This window comes from Ruegeria sp. ABV4_181 (assembly GCF_056158465.1).
On record NZ_JBSWTI010000002.1, the window covers coordinates 1431633 to 1447847 of the forward strand.

Here is a 16215-nt window from a genome sequence, read left to right on the forward strand (position 1 = left end):
CCAAGAGCATGTTAGCATCCGACTTCCAAATTGCTGATCTGCGTGTCGTCACATCGTCACGCCGCCTCGTTGCAAACGCGACTGAGGTCACCTTGTCGCCACGCGCAATGAGCGTTTTTAAGGTTCTTGCCCAAGCGAATAAGCAGGTTGTCTCTCGTGCTACTCTTTTAGAGACCGTCTGGCCAGATGTGATAGTCACCGATGAAAGCCTAACACAAGCGATTACCGAAATCAGGCGTGGACTTACAAATATTGGCACCGATCGGTCTTTGATCGAGACGATACCCAAGGCAGGGTATCGGCTGCGCGAACAACCGATTTTCGACAAAGATGTTTCTCCAACCCTTAACTTGGATGAACCAACCCTACCACTTGACGCGTATTGCGCATTGCTTGAGGCGCAAACAGCTCTAGTTCGCGGTAACGCCGACGCACCAATCATTGCGTATGAGTGCGCAAAAGAAGCTGTTGGTCTCGCACCGGAATCGTCGTGGGCGCATGCGACCTGCGCGATTATGCTAGTTCATGCGGTGCTTTATTCAGCTGCCCGTCAGGAGAACATGCAGATTGCCAATGAACATGCTGAAAGCGCGGTTGAGCTGTCCCCTCAAAACTCTCTGGCGCATGCTGCCCATGGGTTTACGATGGGTGCTTTCGAAGGTGGTTCCGGCGCATACACAGCGTTGGCAAAGGGCCTGGCGTATTCGGACAAAAGTGGTGAAGCCCATTACCTTGCTGCAAGGGTCGCATTTGTGGCAGGTGATTACCGCAATGCAGCGAGCTTGGCCCTGCAATCTTCTGAACTTGTTTCGGACCCGTCTAGACCGCTGTTCCTCGCGGCGCGTGCCACCTATTATTTCGATGTTGCTAGGGCATCAGCAGTCGCGAAGCGTTGCGTTAGGGCTTTGGAAAAACGGCTTTCTGAGGATCCCGACGAGCCGCGATCACGATATACGCTTGGTCCGGCCCTCGCGCTTGCGGGAGAACCAGAACGAGCATGGAGCCTCCTTTCGAAGCCACGCTTCAGTCAGTCAATTTGCTTGATTCACGAGTTCTTTGGCTACGCAATTTTGAAAGATGAGACGCGTGCATTGGATGCGCTCGAAAACGCCCTTGATGAGGGATTTCGGCATGGCCGCTGGCTGCAACAAGAGCCCATGGTTACTGGGTTGCGGACCAACCGAAGGTTTCAACGCCTCGCGGCTCCGATTGCTGCGGCCTAAAACAGCGTTCGCTTCTGCAGAAGGATTCGCCCTGGGAGCTATTGCAAGCCATCTGAGCTTACCTATGAACTTCCGCCGAACGAACCTGTCATACTGTCCAGCAAGTGCACTTGTTTCAGATTTGCTGTTTTTAGAAATCCCACATTTTGCGCTTTGCTTCTCTTCGGGCCTGGCCTTTGGATAGTCCGATGTCGCGTAGCGCGTGATCATCAAGGTTCTTCAGCGCGTTTCGCTGTCGACGCACCTTAAGCGCATGGCGAAAGCGCCGAAGAAAACTTGATCTGTGCTGAGCCGATCGCCCTGCTTGGGGTCTTGCATTATCCACCTAATGAGCTCCTTCGGGTTTTCTTCGAGTTACCCACAGAAGGTGCTTGGTAGGTGCCAATAAGACCTGAAACTGTGCTGAATAACTCCTGAAACTCGACCCAAATCAAACTTCAGGATGCTCATTCGACCTGTTCAGAGTTTCTTGAAGTAACGCGCAACCGGCCATTGTTCGAACCCAAACGTTTCATAGGTACGACGTGCAGGTAGATGAGCGCTGTCGCCAATCGTCTCGACCATAACCATCGACAGGCCCAATGCTGAGAAGTGCTTCTCTGCAAAAAGCATCATGCGCTTGGCAATGCCACGTCTTTGGTGATCAGGGTCGACAGCGATGATCGCGATCTCTCCCATCCGATCCTCTGGACGAACACGCAGCCCGATGAAGCCGACGACAACCCGATCAGCCTGCGCGACCCAGACATTGTGGGGTTCGGTGTCCAGCAAGTCGCCGACATCGTATCGTTGTCTGACCCGCCATCCATCGGGGTAGAATGCGTCGAAAACGAAATCCGGTACTTCCTCGGCAGTCCTGTCCAATACACCGGTCCAAGCCCGCAGCGCGAGATGAACCATTTGGCTCTTGTAACAGGCGTCATATGGCACTATTTGGATCTGGGTCATGAAAGGACCTTTTGTTCTGTAAATCGCGTCGTAGACTATCTGGATCGCAACGATCGTGCCTCTACGGTAAGAACCGCCAACACAATCGCGCACAAGATAATTGCAACACTTGGTGGGTTAAAATGCGATCCCTGAACGGGGAACATCATCCAACTGACATTGCTCATAGCGTGAAAGAGCGACGCCGAGAATACGCTGTAACCACCGCGGACATAGAGCCATAAGATGAGAATTCGGCGCGCGAACGAGCCTAAGGCCCACCACCCGATCCAATCCCATGTCCGTCCAACTTGGATCAGGGGGATGATGTGCCAGAGGACTGTAACAACCCCAAGTATTGATCCCGCCAAAACCCACCCATGGTGGGTGCACAAAGACCGCGCAGCAAAGGCGGTCCACCCCAATTCTTCAGCCATGGCGGCAATCAGGAACACCCCAAAAAGAAGCAAGACTTGGGATGGGTCTATTTGTTGTGCAGGTAAGTCTTGCACGCCAAGACTAAGCCAAACACCCGATCCCACCATAACCGCAGGCATAGTCCCCAGAGACACACCCCAGGCCCAAAGCGTCATCTTATTGCAGTCGATCAATCGCATGAGAAACTGGTATACCTCCCGAAGTCGACTTTCCTTGAACACGAGCAGGAGTGCGGCCACAGCGGGTGCCAGCACCATCAAGGCGCTTGAAGGCAGACCAGGTAGTATTGGATCTTCCGTAATACTGCCCAGAACCCAAAACGGAACAGAAAGCGCGAACGTCAGCGCAAAGAAGCCATACGTGGGCCTGGGCATCATTCTGTATCTGTCCCATGGGTAGGTCGGACAAACCTCTGCCGGTAGAGGGTGAGTTGGTGCAAAACGCCCGAGGTCTCGCCAAAGCGTTCAAATCCACAGGCCGTAAGCATTCGATGTGAGTCCACGTTCGGCGCATCCGCGGCGGCTACGAGCCCGGTCAGCTTCAAGTCATCGCGTGCATAATGGATCAGCGCGGTCAAAGCCGCCCGCGCCAATCCCTGACCCCAGGCCCTTGGCTCGAGCGCGATAGTTGGCTCAATCCTGCCAGCCATCTCAGCATCGCTTTGGTGTGGGCCTGCGACTGGTGTCAGACCCGCCAGTCCAACCGCGCCAAGGGTTTCTGTTTCGATTACCCAAAGACCCAGACTATGGGCTTCAAATTGTTCGTTTTCAGACAACCAAGCAGCAACTTCGATCTCAGTAAGAACCTTGTCATCGCAAAGATACCTGCGCACCTCTGGCAGATTTAGAAGTCCCCGCAAAAAGCCGGCATCAGCCCTGCTCACTGGCCGCAACCAGCCACGGTGGAATCTAAGAACAGGTAACATCGGTTCTGCTTGGTCTGGTTCAAATTGTGCTTGGTGCGCGCCTTTGTGAAGCGCGCACCGCATTGTCAGGATGTGGCCTTGGGAAGCGCAGGATCACTGCCCCATTCTGCCCACGACCTATGATACACCCGCACACGCGGGAACCCCAAAAGGCGCAGGGCAACATAGCTATGCGCCGATGCGAGCCCATTTTGACAGTGCATGATGACGTCGTTCTCAGAAGTCACACCATTGGCTTCAAATTGCGCCAACAGCTCTTCCGTTGGCCGAAAACGCCCGTTTTCCCCAAGGTTTTTGGCCCATGGGATGTTGACCGCCCAAGGTACATGGCCTTCGTCAAACATCTTGGTGGGACGAACGTCGATCAACACCGCGTCTGAGGCATTGCGGTGGTTCAGAACATCCGCAGCCGATGCATGGCGTCGTGGGCTAAGCGCTGCTTGATAAACCGCGGTGTCATGCGGCTCGGGATCGGTGGATGCCGTTCCCCCGACCTCCAGCCACGACGACCAACCACCGTTCAGCACAGCGATGTCGCGATGACCCATATACTCCATCAACCACAGCATGCGCGCGGCGTGGAAGCCGCCCCGATCGTCGTAAAAGACAATCCTGCGGTCGGCAGATATGCCTATATTGCCCAGCAGCGCTTCGATATCGGCAAAACTCTGCAACGCTCCGGGAACGGGACTTTGTTTTGCCACGACGGCGTTTGGATCAAGATGCCGCGCACCTGGAACGTGGCCCGCGTCGTATTCTTCGCGGGAGCGCACGTCGACCAACACAAAGTCTACATCTGGCGTGGATGACAGGGTTTTGGCCAGGTCTTCCGGTTCAGCCAAAAGACTCGGGTTTGCATACTCTTGCGTCATTGCAAGGCCGAGTTTTGGGATGGCCAGGACTGTCGTGCTCAGAGCAAGAGCACCGAAGGCTCTGCGGCTCAGTTTCGGTTCCATAAGTCTTCTCCAAAGTCTTTCGTTAATAGGGCATTTCCACAAGACGGAGATACGGCACAGGTGCCTTCCAGCCATCTGGGTAACGCTTGCGTGCTTCCTCATCCGAAACGGATGGGACGATCACGACATCTTCGCCCTGCTTCCAGTTTGCGGGTGTCGCCAACTGCTGACGTGCGGTCAGTTGCAGGCTGTCGATGACACGCAGCACTTCGTTGAAATCGCGCCCGGTCGTCATCGGGTAAGAGATCGTCAGTTTGATTTTCTTGTCGGGTCCAATGATGAACAACGTACGTGCCGTTGCGTTGTCCATCGCAGTTCTGGCCTCGGCCGACCCGCCCGTATCCGCAGGCAACATGCCGTACAGCTTGGCAATCTTCAGATCGCTGTCGCCAATTAAAGGGTAGTTCGGCGCCTGTCCCGTTGCCGAGCAGATGTCCTCGGCCCAACGTTCGTGTTCTTCGACCGGGTCTATCGACAGGCCGATAATCTTGACTCCACGGCGTTCGAAATCGGCCTTCATGCGCGCCACGACGCCCAGTTCGGTTGTGCAAACCGGGGTAAAGTCCTTTGGGTGCGAGAACAGAACGCACCAGCTGTCTCCGATCCAATTGTGGAAATGGATCATGCCTTCGGTTGAATTGGCCAGGAAATTCGGCGCTTCGCTGTTGATTGCCAGAGGCATCTTTCTTCCTTCCTTAATCTCTTGTCAGAATTTGCCCGACGAAACGGGCCGGTTCCGGTCACCTAAACGCGGCGCCGCATCGATACCTGAAAGAAGTCTGAAGGAGTTCTGAAACGTGTCTCAAGCCGCTTTGAGGCTGTCGCGCATCCGTGTGAACCGGCGATCCGATGACAAGGACACGAATGCTGGATCGACAAAGAGCCAATCCAGATCCCGCCATCCGTGGTCGAACAGTTCCTCGAGCGTCAAGATTGCTCGGTCTGTTTCCCCTATCGTCGACAGCGCAGACGCCAGATAAACGGCTTGCGCGCTGCCAGTTGTGTCAATCGATTCAATTGTTGCAAACGCGGAAGCATTCTCGCCAAGCAACGCCATCGCACATGCGATCGCCACAAGGGCCCGTGTGTCTGATGGGTCGGCCTCAAACCGGTGCCTGGCGCGCACCAGAACGCGTTCTGCATTTCGCCGGGAGCGCTCGGGCTCGCGCGCAGACGACAACTGAGCTGCATGGAGATAGCCCTTGATGTTCGCCGGTTCCAGATTGCCAACCTGTTCAAAGAACCTGATGGCTGGGCGAAGGCGTCGGCGCGACATCAGGAACCAGGCCGCAAAGTGGTAGGCCGAAGCGCAATATGGGTCAGAGGCCAAAGCCCGCTGATGGGCGGCCTCTGCCGCGTCCCAATGGCCTGCTGAGCTGTGGGCATACCCTAATGCGGAATGTGCTGGCGCAGAGGTTGGGGCAACCTGAACGGCGAACTGGGCATCGCATAACGCTTGTGGCAGCGTGTTGCGGCCCTCGGACCAGTACAGGTGCGACCGGATGAGAGCAACAGCGCGCTCTGTGCGGATTTCGGATGAGTTTGGGCAGAGTTCAACAGCCTCGGCCGTCAGAGTCTCAGCGTGCTGAATGGCGCCGGGTCCACACCGCACGAGCTCATCCCTGGCCTCCAGACAAAGGGCTCTGGCCTCCAGCCCAGATGTACCCAGTTCCGATAACTCTAAACCATCACGTGCCCGTTCGCATACGGGTCGCGTCAACCAGTAGCCTCCGCGCGGCACGGTCGCTATGATGTCACGGTCCCTCAGGGCGCGGCGAAGCTCGGAAACGACCTGTGTCAGGCTTTCGTCGCTTACAAACACGTTGGGCCAAATTTGTTCCAGAAGCTGGTCGCGCGATACCACCGCGCCTTCCGCCTGTGCCAAGACTTGCAGTAGCTTGATTGCCCGAGGCGAAAGCTGTCTTTTCTCGCCCCCGCGCGTCGCTGTTCTGGCGGCTACGTCTACACGCCAATCATCGATCAATAGTTGCATTGAATTCACCAACAATAATTTGGCAGAATATGCGCGCGCATATTGCTAGACAAAAGTCGGGAATACCTCACCCCGCAGCGGCAAATGAACAATTTTTTGTGAAATTGCACAGAGGCAATGAGAAGGTAGGTGAGGCTCGAAGTCAGACACAGAGCTCAAAACCGTTGCATTTGGAGTTACCAAGAAGAATTGCGGACGAACTACGTGAGGCTTAAACAAGGAAGCAGCCCTGACGCTGGATGAGAGCCAATGCATACATCACGCAACATAGCTGCGATTATGGGTCCAACTATAAAGGCGGCCGCTAGCTTGGAGACGGTCAATTTTGCGGCCTGTGGGCGCAGCAGTTTTGCACCTTGCCAATTGGCAGGAATTGGCCGTGCTCAACAGCTCAGTTCTTGCCTTTTCTTCTGTGCTGCACCGAAGACCAACCTTCCCGGTGTTTTGAGGGGCCTCCATTTCCGCTGGAAGCCATGCATATCTATGGAATGTTAAAGTCGTGTCCCTCCAGACTCTGTTTGAAATCAACCCGAGCACGCACCTGGAATTTCGAATGTGTTATTCTCGCTGACCGAATTCGATCGCATCGAAAAGTGCGCGGTTGGTACTTATCCTGATCCCAAGCGAGTACATACCACACCGGATAGCTGAGCAGCAGATAATGCGGCTCAATTTCCCTTGTCGTTCTTTCTCCTTCTGCATCAACGTATTCGATCTCGATCGAGTGGCATGTCAGGAAAGCCTGGTGCAATCTCTCGATACCCGAGGAAGCCTGTTGAGCAATGCTGGCCTGCACAAAGAGTGAGGCTGTCTCCCCAATGAGTATGCGTGATTTCAATCGGTTGATCTCATGCGATGATTTTGGGGAAAACGACGCCATCAGTTTCCTGCGGATCGGCGTTAGGTTGGCCAAGAGGATTGGCGACTGCAAACGCTCGATAACTGCAAGGCTTACCAAGAGATCAACGGCCTCTTGGTAGCTTAGGTTGATCCGCCCAATGCCCCAGCTCCAATGCAAGCGAATACCGCCGCCTCGCCCACGATCCGCTTCAATTGGTAGGCCGCGGTCTCTCAGAAGTTCGATGTCGCGTCCAAGTGTCCTCTCACTCACCCCGAGTTCAGCCGCCAATTCACGCACAATCAGGGCGTCGTCTGTTTTCAACCTTGCTGCGAGTAAATCCAGGCGCTGGAGGCGGGAAAGTGTGGTCGACTTTTTCACATCACCAAATACGCCATATAATGACCTATTTGTCTATAAGTCTCTATTGCGACCTCAAATACAAGGAGAGACTCATGAGTGAGCAAGTGATTGAAATGGCCGAGATCAAACTCGTGGTAGGCAAAACAGAAGCAGACTTGATAGCGGGCGCTGAAAAGATGCGTGAAGAATTTCTTGCTCTGCAGCCTGGCTACGTGTCCCACGATCTCGTCCGAACGGGGGGCGGCAAGTACGCGGACATCGTGCGTTGGGAAACCGGTCAACATGCACGTGAAGCCATGGGTAAGGCAGAGCAGTCGGCGGTATGCGGAGCGTACTTCACCCTCATGGAGTTCGACCCTGAGAACCCTCACGACGGCGTCTCACATCTCAGCGTTCTATCGGCAGGAAGCAAGTAGCAACAAGCCGAGAAAGCTTTATGCCGTTCGACCAACAAGGAGACAGAGCTTCCAGAGAATTGTCAGTCCACGGCCCGGTCAATGCGGAGCCGTGGATTGCGCTTCTAACCTTTCGTTATGGAGTTGCCACCGTCAGCAGTCATGGCACTACCCGTCACGAACGAGGACTGATCTGAGATCAGGAACAGGGCGGCCTTCGCGATTTCCTCTGCTTCCGCCATACGTTTAAGAGCATGAATTCTGGCTACCCACTCGTGCGTCTTGGGATCGTCGCCCGCCATTTCGGTTTTTGTTCCGCCCGGCAAAAGAGCGTTTACACGAATGCTCTCGGCACCATGTTCTACGGCCAGAACTTGTGTCAGCCCAATAAGACCCGCTTTGGAAGCGGCATAAGCCGCCATTCCCGGCAGACCGATTGTGTGCCCAACAAATGTTGAGGTGAACACGATTGAGCCACCACCCCGCTTGTTCAGTGCCGGAATCTGATGCTTTGCCGCATGAAACGCGCTGGTCAGGTTGGTTTCGATGACACTGTCCCAATTGGCGTTTGTCATTTCTGTAATCGGTCCCATGTCTCCTATGATGCCGGCGTTATTGAAGGCTGCATCAAGCCCGCCGAATTCAGCTTCCGCCATTTCGACCAACTCTCCTGTGTAGGCCTCATCAGCGACATCACCCGCCAGAAAGGCTGCTTTGCCGCCGCGCTCGCGGATCTGGTTGCTGAGGCCAGCCAAACGGCTTTCCCTCCGCGCGCCAAGCACGACACTGGCGCCGTTTGCGGCAAAAAGCGTAGCCGCTGCCTCACCAATTCCACTGCTTGCACCTGTGATAATCACGGTTTTTTTCTCAAGTAGCATAGTATCTCCAGTTCGGAACTTTCGAGCTGGAGATAAGTGTGTGCCAGTTTCGGCACGACCCGTTTCTTGCGCTTCCGATCCACAGGCCTTCGGGAAGCGCAAGAAACGGGTCGTGAGGTTCGATGGGCAAACATATCACTAAAGCAGAAGTGGCGAGCTTGACCTGAGACTAACTCTGGGTCCCAAACATCGCCCCATTCAGAAACTAATGGAGATTTGCCCGATGACGATGCACACATCAGATTTTCCGCAGTCACTTGAATCCGCATTGAGCGATGATGACAGATGGAACGCCGTCAAAGACAATGACACCTCTCTGGACGGTCGTTTTGTCTTTGCGGTCCGAACTTCCGGCGTCTATTGCCGCCCTTCGTGTCCCTCGAGACTGCCAAAGCGGGAAAACACCGCTTTCTTCGATGGACCGGAACACGCAGAAGCTGCCGGATTCAGGGCATTCAAGCGCTGCGGTGGTATTCAAGCGCCTCGAAAACCACACGAAGAACTTGTCGGATACGCGATCGAGAAGACCGCAATCGGATACTGCTTGGTTGCAATTGGACCGCGTGCAGTCATGTCGGTTGAGCTCGGAGACAGTCCAGACACCCTGCGCAAGGAATTTTGTGGCCAGTACATCAATGCTGTTGAGTTACAGGCCGACCACGCAGCCATGCGGATCATATCTAACGTGATTGCGATCGTCGAAAACCCGAAATCACCTCATGCAATCCCCTTGGATTTTCAGGGCACGCGTTTCCAGAAGAACGTCTGGAATGCGCTCAGAAAAATCCCTGCTGGCCAGACCGCGACCTATGCCCAAATTGCCAACGCAATAGGGAAGCCGAACGCAGCCCGCGCCGTTGGTGCGGCATGTGGCGCGAACCGCTTTGCGGTGTTGGTACCGTGCCATCGCGTTGTACATGCCGACGGCACATCCAAAGGATTCCGATGGGGATTAGGGCGGAAAGAACAACTCCTTCAGTTGGAGGCTGCGGCATGAACAAGCACAAAACTCATGAATTGGGCGAACAATTGGTCGGTAGACCGGAACAGCGGGTGGCCCAATACAACTGGGCTGCCATTCACGAGCAGCTTGACCGTGACGGATGCGCCGTACTTTCTTCACTACTCACTAGAGAAGACTGCACAGGGATCGCTAGACAATACAAGGAAGAGGACATCTTTCGCAGCCATATTCACATGAAGCGCCACGGCTTTGGGCAAGGAGAGTACAAGTACTATTCTTACCCGCTGCCTGGTGTCATCAGTCAGCTTCGACGCACGCTTTATGCTCGGCTCGCGCCGATCGCCAACACATGGGCCGAGCGAATGGGGACGGGCATTCAGTACCCAGAAATGCACTCCGATTACCTGGATATGTGTCATAGAAGCGGGCAGGGGCGTCCGACCCCCTTGCTCCTTCAGTATGTGGAAGGCGATTTCAATTGCCTCCATCAAGACCTGTATGGGAATCTGTTCTTTCCTCTTCAGGTCGCTTGCCTGCTTTCCGAGCCCGGGCGTGATTTCAGGGGCGGTGAGTTTGTTTTGACAGAACAGCGGCCGCGAATGCAGAGCCGCCCGCAGGTTGTCTCTCTTGGCCAAGGTGATGCAGTGATTTTTGCGGTGAACACGCGACCAGTCATAGGTGCGCGTGGGGAATATCGCGTCACGATGCGACACGGGGTTTCTCGCCTAGAGGAAGGGCTCCGCCACACACTTGGCATCATTTTCCACGACGCAAAGTAAACGGAGCATCGTGGGCTGAAGCCATAATCGCGCAGAACATCAGTCTCTGATTTCGAAGCAGCGACAAATCTCTGATCGCTGGTCAACGTCCGTTTTCGCGATGCTGCACTGCGGCGTTGCTGGACAGCTCGGATGACCGGTATGGGCCGGACAAGATGGACGGCAAGGGCTGAGGCTGTGTGAAAACTCCGGCCCACGAGCTCTCTCAGAAGCACGAGAGAATGCACGTAAAGGGTGTTTTCGGCGTATTTCGCCGACCTTTCAGAGTATTCACACAGCCTCGGTCGGCAGCCGATTGTCTGATAAATTGTTGAACCCGTTCATTGAGCACGTTTGACAGATGCTCCGTAGTTTGAGACCTTCCTGCCATTCGCAAAGGAGAATCTAACAATGGACCAGTATACTTTCTGATCCCGCCGCGCTCTGCCCTCGATTGACAGAATGCGCACTGAAACACTCCTGCGGAGGATTCTGACAATGGACAAACGACGCTAGCCCCTAGCGGGCGTTCGCAGTCGTGCATCTGCGCGACTTCAGCTTTCTCTTGTCATGAGGTGCACCATGCCCTTCAAACCACCAAAAACCACCTTCGGTCGGACCCTTCCTGCTGTGGAGGACACCCCAAAATCCGCCAAATTAGTGAGAGGCAAAGCCAAACCGCCGCGCGATCTGCGTATGAAGTCACCACCGCGTGCGGCCAAACGAATGGACATTCCCGGCAAAGCCAAGGGGCGTTAGAGACTGGTGCGGGGCGTGTTATGCGCCCCGCATTTGTGATCGGGATGGTCTATTGAGAAGCACGATTGCGCGCGAAATTGGATCGGTGCGCCTGTGACTTAGGTTTTGCTGCGGCAATGGAAGCAAATGCTGGATGTCTGCTTGGAGCCGTCCGCAGCAAGATATTAGCCCGTACTGACTAGATGAAGGTTCGACTAAGATTTCTGAGCCAAACCAAACATTGCCGTCCAATTCTCAAGGGTCATTCCATTGCGATAGTCCTGCTGCATTTCGGTGTCGAGCAGTTCGACTAACAGTCTGTTTTCGAGCCAGACCTCCACGCATTCGAACGGACCGCGATTGCAGATACGTGCGCACCACCCGCGTTCTTCGGCGGAAGAGATGATCTCCGAACGATTGAGTGTTGCGCATAATGCTATGTGTGCAAACGTCGGTTTCGTGTCCCGCGCTTCTATTTCACAGAATACTGATTCTGGACCCGCCTTCAGAACATGTGTTGTGGGGTAGACTTCAATCGCAGTGCCGTCGTCCTGCTTTGAGAAGGCGATCCAGCAGTTAGGAAATGGCGGAAAGGGCAGGGCTTCGCCACCCATGACATGAGCGAGAAAAACCGCCACATCCTCTGGAGCGTCGGCGCTGATAGATAGGTGCAGAAGGCTCATGCGCAGTAGCTATCACAAGGTTGCGCTTGGTAGCAAAGACCGCGACCTGATTACTTCGATCACCCGCCAGGCTCGTTGTCGAAACGAATGTCCGGAAAGCTGGCTACGATCGCAGAAACAGAACGATGCTCCCTGGATAGGCTAGGAACCTTGGGACTCCAGCAGCACAGTTTCGAGCTTTTCAAACGACTGTTCACCACCCTCAACTGCACCTCGCTTCTTGGCGCGTTGCAGTTTGTCTGAGGACTGGAACTGCATACGCAACGTGACTTGCGTTTGCCCGTGCGTCTCCGCAAATGTCACGACCATCCGGCATGTAAGATGCTTGTCGTCGACGTGCCCTCCCGTGTTGCGGAAAACGAGCCGATGCGGCGGCTCAAAGACTTCAAAGACTGCCGTGTTAGGATACTGGACCCCGTCAGGCCCGTGTAAGACATAGGACCAGGTCCCGCCAACGCGAACGTCCATGCTTTCGATCGTCATGTGAAACCCGTGCGGTCCCCACCACTGGACCAGACGCGTTGGATCGGTCCATGCCCGAAACACGGCTTTGGCGGGCGCGTTGAATAAGCGCTCGAATACCAATTCCGGCGTTGTACTGGCACCAACACGTGGAATGTCACTCTTCAACTCGTTGGCCCTCTTCGGCGAGAAAGATGTCCAACCGATCAAAACTCTCGTCCCAGAACGGTTGATATACTTTCAGCAGTGACTGAATTTCCTTGAGTGGATCCGCGCGTAACTTGCACGGGCGCCGCTGAGCGTCGCGCGAGCGTTCAATGAGGCCCGCGCGTTCAAGCACCTTCAGATGCTTGGTTATGGCCGGACCCGTCATGTCAAACGGGTCTGCCAGCTCGGTCACGGTGCGCTCACCCGACATCAGGTTCGCCAAGATATCTCGCCTTACCGGGTGGGCTAACGCGGACAAGGTAACGCTCAGTTGGTCAGTTGACAAAGTAATTTACCTATCGGTTACTTTACCAATTAGTAACATACGATTCGCCCACTGGAAAGCCCTGGACCGGGTCTGTCAGTCGCATTGAAAGGAAGCTTATGAGAGAGCTCGCAATTCTTATGTTTCAGTCCATCGATGGTGTCGTTCAATCACCGATGATGCCAGACGAAGACCCGTCAGGCGGATTCCAACATGGTGGATGGGCCGCCCAATACTGGTCAGGGGCGATGAATCACGTCGGACGTGAAGCGATGTCCCAGCCTTATGACATCGTCTTTGGTCGCAAGACCTATGATGCCTTCGCGGCGCATTGGCCCAATGCGCAAGGCGACCCTGCTGCGGACATGATGAATACCGCCCGCAAGTATGTGGCTTCCAGAGGCACGCCAAAGCTGGAATGGGCAAACTCGAAACAACTTTCGGGCGACATCGCCTCTGAGATAGCTGCTCTAAAGGAAGAAGAGGGTCCATTGCTTCAAGTTCACGGGAGCGCCGATCTTGTCCAATCCCTTCTGGCGCACGATCTCATTGATGAGTACCGCCTTTGGACGTTTCCTGTAATTCTGGGGTCCGGGAAACGGCTGGTCGAGAACAATAACAAGCAACTAGAAGTGACGTTGGTTAGATCCGCAGCACTGAAGAACGGAGTATCGATGTCGATTTATCGTCGCGCTTAGGTGTCGTTGTCTGCTTTCACAACGACCGTCTTTCGCTCACCCATTTTTGCGGCTGAGTTGTCCGCACACGGTTGGTTCACTGTTCCGACGATTTTGTTGGTACAGCGAATGTCCGGAAAGCAGGCTGCGACTGCAGCATTCCAGACTATAGTTGAGTGACCGGTTTGGGCCGCCGTGTGTAAGAAAGGACAGTTGATTTGCTCGATGCTGCATTGGCTCAGAGGTCTGATCTGAGCCCAGTTCTACCGATGCTGCAATGCGCAGGAATGTCTGGTCACAGATTTTGCAAGGACGATGTTGATTGAGCGTTTTGCATGGTTGGATCTTGGGCAGTCCTGGAGTTGTTTGTTTTCGGACATTGCAGAACTAAAAACCATCAATAGAAAGCACAGCGACTCCGACGAAATCGGGGGAAACACAGTCCCACGCGGTACAAGCGAAAGGCTTCAGTCATTGATTTCTCTGACAAAAAAATGCCCCCAGACTTGGAGGCGAGAGTGAAAGGAGGAGCGACTATTAGGGATGCATTATTGTGGATTTACAACCAAAGTGCCGGACTTCATGGCGTCGATCAGCTTGTTGACTTCATCCACAACGTCCACCGGGATATCTGGGTGGAACGACCCGATCCGCATGGCCAGTTCATTGCCCATATCCGCCCGGTAGAGTGCACCTTCCAGTTTTCCAGCAGCTGCCAGTTCCAGGTAGGACCGCATGTTGCCTCGGACATCCAAAATAGCGGACTGCAGGATTTCCGGCCATTCGTTGATCGCATCACGATAGATGCCGATGCCATAGACACCTTTTTCCTGAACGGCCTGCATGGAGCCCAGCGTTGCACTGTCCATTGTCGGCCAGACGACATCGGCGCCTTGGGAAATTTGGTTCAAGGCAGCTTCTTTGCCCTTGGCGATATCGTCCCAGTCTCCGGTCCAGGTAACCAGAACTCTGACGTCCGGATTGGCCGCTTTGGCGCCCGCTTCGTAGCCAGCAACCGTGTCGGTCGTAAACTTGAACTGCTGCGCCGCGATGATGCCGATGGTGCCTGTGTCTGACATGGAGCCCGCGACGTAGCCCATCAGATAAGCGATTTGGCTGAAATAGAAATCCGCGTTGGCAATGTTGTCTTTGGTGCCCAGCCCGTTGTTCACCATGAACATGGTTTCCGGGAAGCGTGCTGCGACACGTTCCACTGCGTCCTGGAATTCTCCGCCGTGACCGATCACAAGGTCATACCCCCGGCGTGCGTAGTCACTCAGAACTTCGATTTGTTCCGGCTGATGCACACTTTCGGAAAAGGCGGCTTCAAAGCCGAGCGCTTCACCTGCCTTAGTAAGACCTTCGAATCCGGCTTGGTTCCAGCCATTATCAGAAATCGATCCGGGCATAACGATCGCAGCGCGTTCGATCCCCTCAGCGGCCGCAGGCCCGGCCAACATCAGTGCCGCAAGCCCCGCCAATAGTTTGGACTTCAATTGCATTGTTGTTCTCCCATATTGGATATGTGTTGTCAGGGTGACGGGAGGATCGCGACGTGAAAAACGATGGTTTCTCACGTCACGGCTGAGATTTATCGATGCTCTCGGTCGTAGGGCAGTCCGACGCTTGCAGGTGCGCTGGCCTTGGCGCCGAGGACCACGAGTGCGATGAGCGATGCGAGGTAAGGCAAGATCAGGAAGAGCTGATAGGGAATTTCTGGCGAGGTGAATTGCAGTTTGAATTGCACCGCATCACAGAAGCCGAAGAAAAGCGCCGCGCAGATCGCGCCGATGGGCGACCAACGTCCTAAGATGATAGCTGCAAGCGCAATGAAGCCTTTGCCCGCGCTCATGCCTTCCGCAAACACATAGACTTGCGATAAGACCAGATGCACCCCTGCCAGTGCCGCGAGGGCACCACTGACTACGATTACGAGATATTGCATGCGAAAGACAGGAACCCCGGCCAAGTCCGCGGCCTTCGGGTTTTCGCCAACGGCGCGAAGATCCAGACCCTTGTGGGATTTCATCAGCCAGAACCAGGCGGCTATTGCCAATCCGATCAATAGGTAGAACAGCGGATCCTGGGAAAACAGGGACGGGCCAACGACGGGAAGATCTGACAAGAAGGGAATATCGATCTGCGAGAATCCGTTTACCCGCGCCCCTCCGGCCTGAGCACCAAATATCTGACGGGACAGAAAAGCTGTGAGTCCGGCCAGCAGCAGGTTGAGCGCGATACCGCCAACCAGCTGGTTGATGCGCAGCCGGATCGACATGTACCCAAGCAGCAGGCCTGAGATCAGGCCGAAAATGATCCCGCATCCGAGCCCGATCATGGCAGAGCCCGTTGCGAAAGAACCAGCAGCGGCGCCAAGCGCTCCGGCGAGGATCTGACCTTCGAGGCCGATGTTGTACAGCCCGCCACGTTCCGCAATCACCCCGCCAAGGGCAGCAAAAGCAATTGGCGTACCCAATCGGGCGGTTCCGGCAAGCACGTCGCCCAGCAAAACAAGATCAATCATA

At 54.9% G+C, this 16215-nt stretch carries 19 protein-coding genes; 5 read left to right on the forward strand and 14 right to left on the reverse strand.

What is annotated here, in order from left to right:
* Nucleotides 1-8: 8 nt before the first annotated feature.
* Entirely contained in the window at nucleotides 9-1223 is a 1215-nt protein-coding gene (locus tag ACXAC3_RS07095) for a winged helix-turn-helix domain-containing protein (protein WP_475158140.1), read from the forward strand.
* A gap of 130 nt (nucleotides 1224-1353) precedes the next feature.
* On the opposite strand, the gene ACXAC3_RS07100 is transcribed toward ACXAC3_RS07095, so the two are convergent.
* The 8 genes from ACXAC3_RS07100 to ACXAC3_RS07135 all read right to left on the reverse strand — a co-directional run bounded on the left by ACXAC3_RS07100 (nucleotide 1354) and on the right by ACXAC3_RS07135 (nucleotide 7681).
* On the reverse strand, nucleotides 1354-1548 hold the full coding sequence (locus tag ACXAC3_RS07100; protein WP_170728002.1) for a YjiS-like domain-containing protein: 195 nt from the start codon (nucleotides 1546-1548) through the stop codon (nucleotides 1354-1356).
* A 134-nt stretch (nucleotides 1549-1682) separates the two neighbouring features.
* Nucleotides 1683-2171, reverse strand: coding sequence for a GNAT family N-acetyltransferase (locus ACXAC3_RS07105; protein ID WP_475158141.1), 489 nt, complete (start codon nucleotides 2169-2171; stop codon nucleotides 1683-1685).
* Nucleotides 2172-2206: 35 nt separating this feature from the next.
* Entirely contained in the window at nucleotides 2207-2965 is a 759-nt protein-coding gene (locus ACXAC3_RS07110) for a CPBP family glutamic-type intramembrane protease (RefSeq protein WP_475158142.1), read from the reverse strand.
* Nucleotides 2962-3513 carry a GNAT family N-acetyltransferase gene (locus ACXAC3_RS07115; RefSeq protein WP_475158143.1) on the reverse strand — a complete coding sequence of 184 codons (552 nt, stop codon included), beginning with the start codon at nucleotides 3511-3513 and terminating at the stop codon, nucleotides 2962-2964. The genes ACXAC3_RS07110 and ACXAC3_RS07115 overlap by 4 nt, the downstream gene beginning before the upstream one ends.
* 65 nt (nucleotides 3514-3578) lie before the next feature.
* Nucleotides 3579-4469, reverse strand: coding sequence for a sulfurtransferase (locus tag ACXAC3_RS07120; protein ID WP_475158144.1), 891 nt, complete (start codon nucleotides 4467-4469; stop codon nucleotides 3579-3581).
* A gap of 22 nt (nucleotides 4470-4491) precedes the next feature.
* Complete coding sequence (locus ACXAC3_RS07125; protein ID WP_475158145.1) at nucleotides 4492-5151, reverse strand: peroxiredoxin; 660 nt, start codon at nucleotides 5149-5151, stop codon at nucleotides 4492-4494.
* A 120-nt stretch (nucleotides 5152-5271) separates the two neighbouring features.
* On the reverse strand, nucleotides 5272-6462 hold the full coding sequence (locus ACXAC3_RS07130) for a winged helix-turn-helix domain-containing protein (protein ID WP_475158146.1): 1191 nt from the start codon (nucleotides 6460-6462) through the stop codon (nucleotides 5272-5274).
* A gap of 481 nt (nucleotides 6463-6943) precedes the next feature.
* Nucleotides 6944-7681 carry a helix-turn-helix transcriptional regulator gene (locus tag ACXAC3_RS07135; RefSeq protein WP_475158147.1) on the reverse strand — a complete coding sequence of 246 codons (738 nt, stop codon included), beginning with the start codon at nucleotides 7679-7681 and terminating at the stop codon, nucleotides 6944-6946.
* Between the two features lie 74 nt (nucleotides 7682-7755).
* Here ACXAC3_RS07135 and ACXAC3_RS07140 point away from each other — a divergent pair, with 74 nt between their 5' ends.
* The gene (locus ACXAC3_RS07140; RefSeq protein ID WP_475158148.1) at nucleotides 7756-8079 is read left to right on the forward strand and encodes a hypothetical protein; all 324 of its coding nucleotides are present in this window, start codon (nucleotides 7756-7758) and stop codon (nucleotides 8077-8079) included.
* Nucleotides 8080-8183: 104 nt separating this feature from the next.
* Here ACXAC3_RS07140 and ACXAC3_RS07145 read toward each other — a convergent pair whose 3' ends face one another.
* Nucleotides 8184-8936: an SDR family oxidoreductase gene (locus tag ACXAC3_RS07145; RefSeq protein ID WP_475158149.1), complete on the reverse strand. Its 753-nt coding sequence runs from the start codon at nucleotides 8934-8936 to the stop codon at nucleotides 8184-8186.
* Nucleotides 8937-9159: 223 nt separating this feature from the next.
* Between ACXAC3_RS07145 and ACXAC3_RS07150 the strand changes: the two genes are divergently transcribed.
* Together ACXAC3_RS07150 and ACXAC3_RS07155 are read left to right on the forward strand one after the other, a co-directional pair.
* On the forward strand, nucleotides 9160-9933 hold the full coding sequence (locus ACXAC3_RS07150) for a methylated-DNA--[protein]-cysteine S-methyltransferase (RefSeq protein ID WP_475158150.1): 774 nt from the start codon (nucleotides 9160-9162) through the stop codon (nucleotides 9931-9933).
* Nucleotides 9930-10679 (forward strand): 2OG-Fe(II) oxygenase, encoded by a 750-nt coding sequence (locus ACXAC3_RS07155; RefSeq protein WP_475158151.1) that lies wholly within the window; start codon nucleotides 9930-9932, stop codon nucleotides 10677-10679. The genes ACXAC3_RS07150 and ACXAC3_RS07155 overlap by 4 nt, the downstream gene beginning before the upstream one ends.
* Nucleotides 10680-11611: 932 nt before the next feature.
* On the opposite strand, the gene ACXAC3_RS07160 is transcribed toward ACXAC3_RS07155, so the two are convergent.
* The 3 genes from ACXAC3_RS07160 to ACXAC3_RS07170 form a co-directional block, all read right to left on the reverse strand.
* A complete protein-coding gene (locus tag ACXAC3_RS07160; RefSeq protein WP_475158152.1) occupies nucleotides 11612-12079 on the reverse strand; it encodes a hypothetical protein in 468 nt (155 codons plus the stop codon).
* Nucleotides 12080-12220: 141 nt separating this feature from the next.
* The gene (locus ACXAC3_RS07165) at nucleotides 12221-12751 is read right to left on the reverse strand and encodes an SRPBCC domain-containing protein (RefSeq protein WP_475158153.1); all 531 of its coding nucleotides are present in this window, start codon (nucleotides 12749-12751) and stop codon (nucleotides 12221-12223) included.
* A complete protein-coding gene (locus tag ACXAC3_RS07170) occupies nucleotides 12699-13034 on the reverse strand; it encodes an ArsR/SmtB family transcription factor (RefSeq protein ID WP_475158155.1) in 336 nt (111 codons plus the stop codon). The genes ACXAC3_RS07165 and ACXAC3_RS07170 overlap by 53 nt, the downstream gene beginning before the upstream one ends.
* A 98-nt stretch (nucleotides 13035-13132) precedes the next feature.
* Between ACXAC3_RS07170 and ACXAC3_RS07175 the strand changes: the two genes are divergently transcribed.
* Complete coding sequence (locus ACXAC3_RS07175) at nucleotides 13133-13711, forward strand: dihydrofolate reductase family protein (protein WP_475158156.1); 579 nt, start codon at nucleotides 13133-13135, stop codon at nucleotides 13709-13711.
* A gap of 527 nt (nucleotides 13712-14238) precedes the next feature.
* On the opposite strand, the gene ACXAC3_RS07180 is transcribed toward ACXAC3_RS07175, so the two are convergent.
* Together ACXAC3_RS07180 and ACXAC3_RS07185 are read right to left on the reverse strand one after the other, a co-directional pair.
* Nucleotides 14239-15267 (reverse strand): BMP family protein, encoded by a 1029-nt coding sequence (locus tag ACXAC3_RS07180; protein WP_475158158.1) that lies wholly within the window; start codon nucleotides 15265-15267, stop codon nucleotides 14239-14241.
* Nucleotides 15268-15281: 14 nt separating this feature from the next.
* Nucleotides 15282-16214: an ABC transporter permease gene (locus tag ACXAC3_RS07185; protein ID WP_475158159.1), complete on the reverse strand. Its 933-nt coding sequence runs from the start codon at nucleotides 16212-16214 to the stop codon at nucleotides 15282-15284.
* Nucleotide 16215 lies beyond the last annotated feature (1 nt).

Bases quoted from the DNA above. Each gene is read 5' to 3' on its own strand.
- ACXAC3_RS07095 (WP_475158140.1), top strand. From the start codon at position 9: ATGTTAGCATCCGACTTCCAAATTGCTGATCTGCGTGTCGTCACATCG.
- ACXAC3_RS07105 (WP_475158141.1), bottom strand. From the start codon at position 2,171: ATGACCCAGATCCAAATAGTGCCATATGACGCCTGTTACAAGAGCCAA.
- ACXAC3_RS07110 (WP_475158142.1), bottom strand. From the start codon at position 2,965: ATGATGCCCAGGCCCACGTATGGCTTCTTTGCGCTGACGTTCGCGCTT.
- ACXAC3_RS07115 (WP_475158143.1), bottom strand. From the start codon at position 3,513: ATGTTACCTGTTCTTAGATTCCACCGTGGCTGGTTGCGGCCAGTGAGC.
- ACXAC3_RS07120 (WP_475158144.1), bottom strand. From the start codon at position 4,469: ATGGAACCGAAACTGAGCCGCAGAGCCTTCGGTGCTCTTGCTCTGAGC.
- ACXAC3_RS07125 (WP_475158145.1), bottom strand. From the start codon at position 5,151: ATGCCTCTGGCAATCAACAGCGAAGCGCCGAATTTCCTGGCCAATTCA.
- ACXAC3_RS07130 (WP_475158146.1), bottom strand. From the start codon at position 6,462: ATGCAACTATTGATCGATGATTGGCGTGTAGACGTAGCCGCCAGAACA.
- ACXAC3_RS07140 (WP_475158148.1), top strand. From the start codon at position 7,756: ATGAGTGAGCAAGTGATTGAAATGGCCGAGATCAAACTCGTGGTAGGC.
- ACXAC3_RS07145 (WP_475158149.1), bottom strand. From the start codon at position 8,936: ATGCTACTTGAGAAAAAAACCGTGATTATCACAGGTGCAAGCAGTGGA.
- ACXAC3_RS07150 (WP_475158150.1), top strand. From the start codon at position 9,160: ATGACGATGCACACATCAGATTTTCCGCAGTCACTTGAATCCGCATTG.
- ACXAC3_RS07155 (WP_475158151.1), top strand. From the start codon at position 9,930: ATGAACAAGCACAAAACTCATGAATTGGGCGAACAATTGGTCGGTAGA.
- ACXAC3_RS07160 (WP_475158152.1), bottom strand. From the start codon at position 12,079: ATGAGCCTTCTGCACCTATCTATCAGCGCCGACGCTCCAGAGGATGTG.
- ACXAC3_RS07175 (WP_475158156.1), top strand. From the start codon at position 13,133: ATGAGAGAGCTCGCAATTCTTATGTTTCAGTCCATCGATGGTGTCGTT.
- ACXAC3_RS07185 (WP_475158159.1), bottom strand. From the start codon at position 16,214: ATGATTGATCTTGTTTTGCTGGGCGACGTGCTTGCCGGAACCGCCCGA.